At 63.3% G+C, this 10,659-nt stretch carries 9 protein-coding genes; 1 reads left to right on the forward strand and 8 read right to left on the reverse strand.

The features are described from left to right. Window positions 1–109 precede the first annotated feature (109 nt). Window positions 110–922 (reverse strand): tetratricopeptide repeat protein, encoded by an 813-nt coding sequence (locus tag ACMGGG_RS23135; protein ID WP_063541768.1) that lies wholly within the window; start codon window positions 920–922, stop codon window positions 110–112. A gap of 204 nt (window positions 923–1,126) precedes the next feature. On the opposite strand from ACMGGG_RS23135, the gene ACMGGG_RS23140 reads away from it, so the two are divergent. After that, a complete protein-coding gene (locus ACMGGG_RS23140; protein WP_054895004.1) occupies window positions 1,127–1,684 on the forward strand; it encodes a WYL domain-containing protein in 558 nt (185 codons plus the stop codon). Between the two features lie 38 nt (window positions 1,685–1,722). Here the strand turns inward: ACMGGG_RS23140 and ACMGGG_RS23145 are convergent, their stop codons facing one another. The 7 genes from ACMGGG_RS23145 to ACMGGG_RS23175 all read right to left on the reverse strand — a co-directional run bounded on the left by ACMGGG_RS23145 (window position 1,723) and on the right by ACMGGG_RS23175 (window position 10,531). After that, window positions 1,723–2,586, reverse strand: coding sequence for an ABC transporter permease (locus ACMGGG_RS23145; RefSeq protein WP_414154501.1), 864 nt, complete (start codon window positions 2,584–2,586; stop codon window positions 1,723–1,725). 16 nt (window positions 2,587–2,602) lie between these two features. Then, window positions 2,603–3,466, reverse strand: coding sequence for an ABC transporter ATP-binding protein (locus ACMGGG_RS23150; RefSeq protein WP_414154502.1), 864 nt, complete (start codon window positions 3,464–3,466; stop codon window positions 2,603–2,605). Between the two features lie 6 nt (window positions 3,467–3,472). Then, window positions 3,473–4,492 (reverse strand): ABC transporter substrate-binding protein, encoded by a 1,020-nt coding sequence (locus tag ACMGGG_RS23155; protein WP_054895007.1) that lies wholly within the window; start codon window positions 4,490–4,492, stop codon window positions 3,473–3,475. Window positions 4,493–4,510: 18 nt separating this feature from the next. After that, window positions 4,511–5,410, reverse strand: coding sequence for a TauD/TfdA dioxygenase family protein (locus ACMGGG_RS23160; protein WP_063541772.1), 900 nt, complete (start codon window positions 5,408–5,410; stop codon window positions 4,511–4,513). Window positions 5,411–5,625: 215 nt separating this feature from the next. Then, complete coding sequence (locus tag ACMGGG_RS23165; protein ID WP_065862335.1) at window positions 5,626–7,002, reverse strand: HlyD family type I secretion periplasmic adaptor subunit; 1,377 nt, start codon at window positions 7,000–7,002, stop codon at window positions 5,626–5,628. Next, the gene (locus ACMGGG_RS23170) at window positions 6,992–9,148 is read right to left on the reverse strand and encodes a type I secretion system permease/ATPase (protein ID WP_414154503.1); all 2,157 of its coding nucleotides are present in this window, start codon (window positions 9,146–9,148) and stop codon (window positions 6,992–6,994) included. Before ACMGGG_RS23170 ends, ACMGGG_RS23165 begins: the two co-directional genes overlap by 11 nt. A gap of 45 nt (window positions 9,149–9,193) precedes the next feature. After that, on the reverse strand, window positions 9,194–10,531 hold the full coding sequence (locus tag ACMGGG_RS23175; protein WP_063541776.1) for a TolC family outer membrane protein: 1,338 nt from the start codon (window positions 10,529–10,531) through the stop codon (window positions 9,194–9,196). Window positions 10,532–10,659 lie beyond the last annotated feature (128 nt).

Here is a 10,659-nt window from a genome sequence, read left to right on the forward strand (position 1 = left end):
AACTATCAATATACGCCCAGCCCTCCCCCCTTCGTCAACCGGGGGCGATGAACAGTGTGTTCGTGGGAGCGGGCTTGCCCGCGAAGGCCTCACCACCATCCCACCGGACTCAAGGCTGAACCTGGTCCTCCAGCTTCATGGTCAAGGCCAGGGTGCTGCCCAGCGCGATCGCCTGGTCGCGCCACTCCAGGTAGCGTCCTTCATCGCTGCGACTGAAATGCACCGCCAGCTCCTCGGCCGCCTGCATCACCCCCGCCCCCGCGGCAAGCTCCAGCCAGTACAGCGCCGCCCGCGTATCCGACTCGACATGCAGTCCATGCAACAGCCGGTAGCCCACCTCGAACCGGCAACGTGCCTCGCCACGCTGGGCCCCGCGCAGGAACCACTGGTATGCCTCGGCCGGGTTTACCTCCCAGTCCTGATCGGCGTCGCAGACTTCTTCCTCGTACAGGTCGCCCAGGGCCGCAGCAGCGTGCGACAGGCCACGTTCGAAAGCATGCCGGTAATGCTCCGCGGCGGTGGCATAGCACACCGTCACACCCTTGCCGAAATAGTGCTGTTGCCCCAGGTTGAACCAGGCCGCGGCGTTGCCCTGCAGCGCGGCCATGCGCAGCAGATGGCTGGCCAGCGCCGTGTCGGCGCGCCAGTAGCGGCCATTGAGCCAGATCCAGCCCAGGTCGTTGAGCACCGCGGCATTGCCCTCCAGTGCCTGGTGCCGCAGGTCGGCGTAGATAGCCTGCACATCCACTGCCTCGTCCAGACGGCTCACCAGCGCAGAGCGCTCACCCAGCACCGCCCACTGGGTGGGCATGCCGACGCCAGCGAACAGGCGCAGGTGTCGCCGGGGAATGGCTGGCGCAGGCACGATGCGCTCGGGCAGGAGACGGGCGAGCAGCGAATGGATATTGCTGGCAGCAGACATGTTCATCCTCATTGAACGTCCCACAGTTCCGACCTCGACTGTGATGAGGCGATTCTGCGCGACGACACGACGAAACCTGTCGCGAACGATTCACCTCGACGCAACCAAATCGCAGTTCCGCGATCTCAGCGCAAAGTAGCGAATTGCCATCTGCCGCGGTGCCCGCCATGCTAATGCCGCAAGCCTAGACAAGGACGTTACCCTTTGCCGTTCGCCACTACCCGCGCCACCCTCAGCCGCCAGTGGGCGCTGCTGCGTCAATTGCCCAGCCGCTCACCGGGAGTCACCAGCGCCGAACTGGTCTGGCGCCTGCGCGATGTCGGCTTCAATGTCAGCAAGCGTACGGTCGAGCGCGACCTCAACGAGCTGTCGCTGATCTTTCCGCTGGAGCGCAATGACAAGAGCATTCCATTCGGCTGGCATTGGTCGGCCAGCGCCATGGGCGAGCCGCGTGGCAATTTCGACTTGCTCGACTACCTGCGTGGCGACCCGCAGCAGCCCCGTCAGGGCACGGGGCTGGAACTGCAGGCGTGGGTCAGCGATCAGCTGGCGCGACAGCTGCGAGAAGTGCCGTTGAGCGCGAACATGCAGTTGACGGCGCTGCACCATGGCCATCGACTGCGGGCGACAGTAGAAGACGGCTGGACGTTACGCTGGTGGGTATTGGGGCAGGGTGAGGCCGTGGTGGTCGAGCAGCCGGAGGCGCTGAGAGATGAGATTCACAAGACGCTGAGTAATGCGGCCGCCCGATACCTGACCTGATAACGCGGAACAGGCACCCAACCTGCTTGCGCGCGGAACTACCTCTGCATCCCCCAACGCCGTACGGTCAACCGCTCGAGGGTATTGAACACCAGGCCCTCCACCAGCAAGCCGATCAGAATCACCACCGCCAACCCGGCAAACACCTTGTCGGTATACAGCTCGTTGCGGTTCTGGAAGATGTACCAGCCCAGCCCGCCCTTGCCGCTGCTGGCGCCGAACACCAGCTCGGCGGCGATCAGGGTGCGCCAGGCGAAGGCCCAGCCGATCTTCAGCCCCGAGAGAATCGACGGCAGTGCCGCCGGCACCAGGATGTGCAGCACCAGGCGCAACCCACGCAGGCCATAGTTGCGCCCGGCCATGCGCAGGGTCTCGGACACGCCGAGAAAGCCCGCGTAGGTGTTGAGCGCCAGTGCCCAGAGCACCGAGTGCACCAGCACGAAGATCAGGCTGTTGTCGCCCAGGCCAAACCACAAGAGAGCTAGCGGCAACAGTGCGATGGCCGGCAGTGGGTTGAACATGGAGGTCAGGGTACCCAGCAGGTCGCGGCCGAACTGGGTCGAGACCGCCAGGCTGGTCAAACCGAAGGCCAGTACGATCCCCAGCACATAGCCCTTGAGCAGCACCACCAGCGAGACCCCGACTTTCGCCGGCAGCTCGCCACTGGCCATCCCGTCCCAGAACGCCACCGCCGTTTGCAGAAAGGTCGGCAGCAGCAGGTCGTTGGCGGTGTAGCGCGCCACCGCCTCCCAGATCAAGGCGAGCAGCACGAGAATCACGGTCTTGCGCAACCAGGCATGTTGCCACAGACGTTGGGCAAGCGGCAGATCACGCTCCAGCGAAAGCCCTGGCAGGGGCTGCAGCGGCACTTCGTATTCCTGGCGTGCAGGTGTGGTCGTCATGCGCAGGCTCCTCCTGTCAGTAAGCGATGCGGATATCGTTGAAGCCCAGGTCCGAGGCCTGCTCCGGCTCACCGGCCTCGTCGAACAGCAGGCGATGGATACGCCGGGCGCTGGCCTGGAAATCGCTGCCACCCAGGCTGCCCAGATCGTATTGGTGGCTGTGCACCTCGGCCCGTACCCGTCCCGGATGCGGCGACAGCAAGAGGATGCGGTTGCCCACCACCAGCGCCTCCTCGATAGAGTGGGTGACGAACAGCAGCGTGAAGCGCACCTCTTCCCACAACAGCAGCAATTCTTCCTGCATCTTGCGCCGGGTCAGGGCGTCGAGCGCGGCGAAGGGCTCGTCCATCAGCAGCACCTTCGGCTGCGTGGCCAACGCGCGGGCAATCGCCACGCGCGCCTTCATGCCGCCAGACAAGGTGTGCGGGTAGGCATCGGCAAAGGCGGCCAGGCCGACCTTCTCCAGATAGTGCAGCGCCCGCGCCTCGGCCTCGGCGCGCTTGAGTTGGCCAGAGACCAGCAGCGGAAACATGACGTTCTGCTTGACCGTCTTCCATGGCGGCAACTGGTCGAACTCCTGGAACACGACGATGCGGTCAGGACCTGGGCCTTTGACCGGGTGGCCCTGCAACAGGATCTGCCCTTCGCGCGGCTCGATGAAACCGGCCACGGCCTTGAGCAAGGTCGACTTGCCGCACCCGGATGGGCCCAGCAGTACGAAGCGGTCGGCGCGATCGACTTCGAAGCTGACCTGGTGAGTAGCCCGCACCACGCGCTGCGCGGTGCGGTATTCGAGGCTGAGATTGTCCACCTTGAGCAGCGGTGGGGTGTCGACACGGCTCAGGTTGCTGGCCGTGTGGCCTGGCAATGGGGCGGTCATGGTCGATCAGCTCCCTTGCAATGGGCGCTCATCCTGGAAGAAGTAGTCCTTCCACGACTCGGGCTTGTGCTTGATGGCGCCGACCCGGTAGAGGAATTCGGCCAGTGGGTAAGTGTTCTTCGGCGTGATGGTGAACTCGTACTGCGGGTTGTCGATCAGCTTGATCAACGCGTTGCGATCGATCTTGGCCTTGGTCACGCGGATGTAGGTATCGGCGGCTGCGGCCTTGTCTTTCTGGGCGAAGTCGGCGGCTTCGGCGAGCGCATCGACGAACGCCTTGTAGGTCTTGGGGTTGTCCTTGCGGAACTTCTCGGTGGCGAACAGCAGGGTTGGCGAGTTGGGGCCGAGCAGGTCGTAGCTGTTGAGCACGATGTGCACGTTCTTGTTGGCCAGCGCCTGGTCTTGGAACGGTGGGTTGGAGAAATGCCCGTTGAGTTCGGTGCCGCCGGCCAGCAGCGCGGCTGTGGCATCTGGATGCGGCACGGCCAGGGTGTACTTGTCGAGGCGGTTGTACTCCTTGTCGCCCCACTGCTTGGCCGCCGCGTATTGCAGGAAGCGCGACTGTACCGAAACACCCACCGCCGGCACGGCGATACGGTCCTTCTCGGAAATGTCGGCGATGGTCTTCACATTGGGGTTGCTGCTGACCAGGTAGTACGGGAAGTTGCCCAGCGAGGCCACGGCCTTGACGTTCTGCCGGCCGTAGGTGCGATCCCAGACGGTGAGCAACGGCCCGACGCCAGCGCCGGCAATGTCCACAGAGCCCGACAGCAACGCATCGTTGATCGCCGCGCCCCCGGAAAGCTGCGCCCAGTCGACCTGAATGTCGATGCCCTGCTCCTTGCCGTGCTTCTCGATCAGTTGCTGGTCACGAACGACGTTGAGCAACAGGTACACGATGCCGAACTGCTCGGCGATACGGATCTTGCCTTCGGCCTGGGCCACCGCCGGCGCCGCGAGGCCGCCTACGATCAGGCTGGCGCCCAGGCCGATGCTGGCCGCCAGGCGGCTGATGGATTTACGCATGATGAGGGTCCTCAGTCGTCAGAACGGGGCATCGCCCTGGATGGTGGTACGGTAGAGCTTGCGGCGCAGGTGCGCGGGGCAGCCGGCAGCCAGGTGGATCAGCGAACGGTTGTCCCAGAACACCATGTCGTGGGGCTGCCAGGCGTGGCGATAGATGTTCTGCTCAAGCACGCTCAGGGCGTAGAGCTGCTGCAGTACATCGCGGCTCTCGTCATCGGGCAGGCCGACGATGCGAGTGGTGAAGCCCTCACTGACGAACAGCGCCTTGCGGCCGTTCTCCGGGTGAGTGCGTACCACCGGGTGGATGACTTCGTTGACCTGGGCCAGTTGCTCGGCGGTCAGGGTCGGGCGCCAGTTGCCCTCGAACTTGGTTTCCGAATAACGAGCGGTATAGGAATGCGCAGCGCTGCGTCCCTCGACCACCTTGCGCAGCGCATCGGGCACCGCGTCCCAGGCCTTGTGCATGTCGGCGAACAGGGTGTCGCCACCCTCGCTGGGCAGTTCCTGGGCGTGCAGCATCGAGCCGAGGCTCGGCAGCTCTTTGTAGGAGAGGTCCGAATGCCAGAACTTGCCGGCATCACCCAGGCCAATGTTGCGACCGTCTTCGATGATGTTGGAAACGATCAGAATCTCGGGATGGTTTTCTAGCAGGAACTGCTTGAGCACATGGATCTGCAGTACGCCGAAACGGCGGCTGAAGGCGATCTGCTGTTCGGGGGTGATGCGCTGGTCGCGGAACACCAGGACGTGATGGTCCAGATGGGCGCGATGAATGCGGTTGAAATCTTCGGCGTTGACCGGCCGGGACAGGTCCAGCCCAATGATCTCGGCACCCACGGCACCGGAGAACGGGCGGATTTCGAAGCGTTGCGGCTGTGCGCTGTCGATGGACGACAAGGCGTTCGAGGCGGCTGACATTGTTCACTCCCACGCAGTGCGCGACTTTCAGGGGCGCGCATCGATTCAGAAACGCACGGGGATTTCCCGTGTGGGTTCGAGTCGTGCGGCGCGCCGATTGGTCGGCAGGTACGCAGTGGGAGCGACTATAAAGTCATAAGAATGGAAATTTAAATATCTTTAGCGAATATGCATATACAGGAGCGGGCTTATAGGAGCGCCGCTCCCACACAGGATCACCGCTCGCGCAACGCCTCGGAACGCGCCTTGATGATCGGCTTGAGCAGGTAGCTCATGATGGTCTTCTTGCCGGTGAGGATATCCACCGTGGCGACCATGCCGGGGATGATCAGCAGCGGCTTCTCGTCAGAGCCCAGGTGGCTTCTGTCGGTGCGCAGCTTGATCAGGTAGTAGGTGGTCTTCTTGTCTTCATCGGTGATGGTATCGGCACCGATCTGCTCGAGTTTGGCCTTCATGCCGCCATAGATGGTGTAGTCGTAGGCGGTGAATTTCACCGTGGCCTCCTGGCCGGGGTGCAGGAAGGCGATATCCTTGGGCAGGATCTTCGCCTCTACCACCAGCGTATCGTCCAGCGGCACGATCTCGATGATGTCGCTGCCCGGCTGGATCACGCCGCCGATGGTGTTCACCAGCAGTTGCTTGACGATACCGCGCACGGGCGATGTGACCATGGTGCGGTTGACCCGGTCATCCAGCGCCTTGCTGGTGGCCGTCGCCTTGTTCAGCTCAGTGCGAGCCTCGTTGAGCTGGGTGAGGGCCTCGCTGCGGAACTTGCCGCGGGTCTCCTCGATCTTGCTCTGCACTTCCTTGATCGCCGCTTCGGCACGGGGAATGGCCAGGGCGGTAGAGTCCATCTGGCCACGGTTCTCGACTTCCGCACGGCGCAGGCGCAGCACCTCGACCTGCGAGATCGCCCCCTGGGCCACCAGCGGCTCGGACATGGCGATTTCCTGGCGCAGCAACTGCAGGCTGTTGGCGTACTGGGCGCGCTTGGAGTTGAACTCGCGCAGTTCCTGCTGCTTCTGCACCAGTTGCTGCTCCAGGCCACTGATCTCGTCATGCAACTGCTGGCGTCGGCTCTGGTACAGCGACTGCTCGCTGGCAGCCTGGCTCGGCGCGGCCTTGCGCAGTTCTTCATCGATCTGCAGCGGCGTGTCGTCGACCTCAGCGCTCAGGCGCTGCACGCGCAGGGCCATGGCCAGGCGCGAGGCCTCGGTCTCGTCGACGTTGGAGGCGAAGCGGGTTTCGTCCAGACGCAGCAGCGGTTGGCCGACTTCGACGATCTCGCCTTCCTTCGCGTAGATCTGCGCGACGATGCCGCCCTCGAGGTTCTGCACCTTCTGTACCTTGGACGAAGGAATAGCCTTGCCTTCGCCGCGCGTCACTTCATCGATGGGCGCAACGCTGGCCCATACGATCAGGAACACGAAAAAGGCAATCACGCCCCAGATGGTCAGGCGCACGATGCGCGGCGCATCCTCGATCAGCGCCTTGTTGACCTCTGGCAGCGGCTGGCCTGCCAGCGATTCGGAGCCTTTGAAATAGCGGCGCAGGTTGTCCTTGAAACGCCCGAAATCCAGCTTATGCAACACTGATCTGCCCCTTCTTCAGCGCTTCCATGACGGCGGCTTTCGGGCCATCCGCGACGATCTGTCCACGATCGATGACGATCAACCGGTCCACCAGCGACAACAACGAAGCCCGGTGCGTGACCAGCAACACGGTCTTGCCTTCGATCACCGCACCCAGGCGCTGCTTGAGGCGTTCTTCGCCGGTGTTGTCCATGGCGCTGGTGGGTTCGTCGAGCAGCAGGATCTGCGGATTGAGCAGCAACGCACGGGCCAGGGCGACGTTCTGGCGCTGGCCGCCGGAGAGATTCTGGCCGCGCTCGCCAACCTGCAGCTCATAGCCATCGGGGTGAAGGCGGGCGAATTCATGCACGCCAGCCAGCTCTGCGGCCTGCAGGATCAGCTCATCCTCGATGTAGCGGGCACCGCTGACCAGGTTGTCGCGCAGGGTCCCGGCCAGCAACTGGATATCCTGGGGCACATAGCCGATATTGTGGCGCAACTCGCTGACGTCGATCTGGCGGATATCGACGCCATCGACCAGCAGCGAGCCGCCGTCGGCTTCATACAGGCCGACGATCAACTTGGCCAGCGAGCTCTTGCCCGAACCACTGCGGCCGATGATGCCGACCTTCTCGCCAGGTCGAATGACCAGGTTGATGCCCTTGAGCGCCTGGTTCTGCTGGTTCGGATAGGTGAACTCGACGCCGCGGAACTCAACCGCACCCTGCAGCACCTGGCGGCTCAGCGGACGCTCTTCGAAATTGCGCTCCTGGGGCAGCTCCATCATCTGGTCGGTGGCGACCATGGTCACCTTGGCCTGCTGGTAGCGGGCCAGCAGACCATTGAGCTGGCCCAGCGGGCCAAGCGCGCGACCACTGAGCATGTAGCAGGCCACCAGGCCGCCCATGCTGAGGTTGCCGTCGATGATCAGGTACACGCCAACGCAGATCATCGCCACACCGGCGAGCTGCTGGATCAGCATGGTGATGTTCATCGCCAGGCCCGATAGTACCTTGACCCGCAGTTCGAGGCGGCTGAGGGTGCCGAGGGTCTGCTCCCACATGTACTGGCGCTCGCTCTCGGCGTTGTTGACCTTGACCGCATCCAGCCCGGCAAGGGTCTCGATGAGGCTGGACTGGCGCTCGGACGCCAGCGCCATGGTGCGCTCCATCGTCGCCATCAATGGTTTCTGCAGGGCATAGCCGATGCCCAGGGCCAGCGGGAAGGCCAATATCGGGATCCATACCAGGTGCCCACCGATGATGGCGATCACCGTCAGGATCAGCAGGGTAAACGGCAGGTCGATCAGGCTGGTGAGGGTGAGCGAAGCGAGGAAGTCGCGCAGCCCCTGGAACTCGTGGATGTTCTGCGCAAAGCTGCCGACCCGCGCGGGGCGGTATTTCATCGACATGCCGACGATACGCTCGAACAGCGTCGCGGAAATGATCAGGTCGGTCTTCTTGCCGGCAAGGTCCAGACAGAGGCTGCGCAGCCCCTTGAGGATGAGGTCGAAGACGTAGGCACCGGCGATGCCCACTGCCAGCACCCACAGCGTCGAGGTGGCTTGGTTGGGCACCACGCGGTCATAGACGTTCATCACGAACAGCGGCGCCGCCAGGGCAATCAGGTTGATCACCAGGCTGGCGGCGATGGCGTCGATGTACAGCCATTTGCTGCGCATCAGGGTGTCGCGGAACCAGGAGCGCGCGCGCGGGATCAGGTTGCCGTGGTTGACGTCGAACTTGTGCTGCGGCTGAGCGAAGAACACCTTGCCGCTGTAGTCGCTGAGCAGCGCCTCGCGGGTGACCAGCACTTCCCCGCCGTCGCTCTCGCTGAGCAACAGGCGTGCGGTGTCTTCATTTTCCCAGCCGAGCAGGACAGCACTGCGCCCTTCCTTCAGAAGCAGCATCGCCGGCATGGCGATGCCGGGGATCTGCTCGAGCTTGCGCTGCAGCAGGCGCCCCTGCAGACCCGCGCGAGCTGCGGCACGCGGCAGCAGCTCGACGCTCAGGCGCTGCGCCGGCAGCGGCAGGCCGGTGGTGAGCATGGCCCGGCTGGCGGGTTTCTGGTGCAGGACACACAGGGTCAGCAGGCTGTCCAGTAGCGGATCGTCATGCTGACTGCGTGGATCATGGTTGAGTTGTACTCGACTGACTTCAGATTCCACGCGGCGCTCTCTTCATCCTTGCGGTTGGATAGGACAGGTGCGCCTTCAGTTCATGCCTGGCAGGTTCACCTTTGGCTTCAGGTCGTTCTGTACGACGGTCGCCATGGGGGCTACGACACCCTGGCTCTTCAGCAGTTGACCAATGGTCGCCTTGATTCGGTACTGAGTAAACAACTGAGTGTTCTTCACTTCTACCAGACGACGTTGCGCGGTGAAGGTTTCATTCTCGCTGTCGAGCAGGTCCAGCAGGGTTCGCTCGCCCAGGCCGAACTGCTGCTGGTAGGCGCTGCGCACCCGGGTGCTGTGATCGACATACTGCTGGGCGATCGGCAACTGGGCGTTGGCGTTGTCCAGAGCATTCCATGCCAAGCCTAACTCCTCATTGAGCTGACGCAAGGCGTTGTTGCGAATATCCAGCGCCTGGTTGGCCAGATACGACTTCGATTCCAGGTCGGCCTTGTTGCTGCCACCGGCGTAAAGGTTGAAGTTCATGCGCAGCATGGCCTGCCACTCATTGTTGTGGCCGACCGAACCGTCGAGGTTGTTGTCTGCCGTCCGTCCGAGCTCTGCATCAAAACGCGGATAGAAACTAGACTTTGCCGCTTCGTATTGCTTCTCGGCGGCAGCGATGTCGGATTCTGCCGAGCGCAGGATCGGGCTGCTCTCGACCATCTGGTGACGAGCCTCGTCCAGGGTGGCCGGCAGCAGGTCGATGAACGGCGCAGGCGCGCTCAGTTCGTCAGGCATTTGCCCGATCACGCTCAGGTAGTTGGTGTTGGCATCGGCCAGGTTGGTCTGCTCGGTGATCAGGTTGTTACGCGCCTGCGCCAGGCGCGCTTCGGCCTGGTCGAGGTCGGCCAGGCGGCCGACGCCACGGCTGGTGCGCAGCTTGATCTGGTCGAGGATGCGTTCGTGGTTGCGCAGGTTGTCTTCGGCCAGGCGCACCATCTCGCGGCGCGACAGGACATCGAGATAGACCTGGGCAACGGTCAGCGCGGTGCGCTCGGAGGTGCCCATCAGGGAGTAGGCACGAGCGTTGACCGTGGCTTGCTGACGGCCCACTTCGCTGGAGGTGGCAAAACCGTCAAAAACCATTTGGCGGAGACGGATACTTGACTCACCCCGGTTCAAGGTCTCCCAGCGATGCGACGTACTCGGCGAATCGCTGCCCTCGCGGCCGTAGCCGGCGGTCATGTCGACGCGCGGCAGGTAGCCACCCTGCGCGGCGCGCAGTTGATAGTCCGCGGCGGTGCGGGCGTTGACCCCGGCCTGGATTTCCGGGTGCACGTCCAAGGCCTGTTGCATGGCTTGCGGCAGGGTTTGTGCTTGGGCAATGGAGGCTGCAAGGGCGAGAGGAAGAACGGTGAAAAGTGACGCACGCATTTTTACTGATTCCCAAGTGGCGCTGTTGTCCCAAATCACGGCCGAAGCGGGTCTGGCCCCTGAAAATGGCGGCCTGAACTGAACGATTGGCGAGCTTGCGAGACTGTACGTAATTAATACGAAAGGAA

It is taken from the genome of Pseudomonas sp. BNK-44-b (assembly GCF_047456245.1).
Taxonomy (GTDB): domain Bacteria; phylum Pseudomonadota; class Gammaproteobacteria; order Pseudomonadales; family Pseudomonadaceae; genus Aquipseudomonas; species Aquipseudomonas machongensis.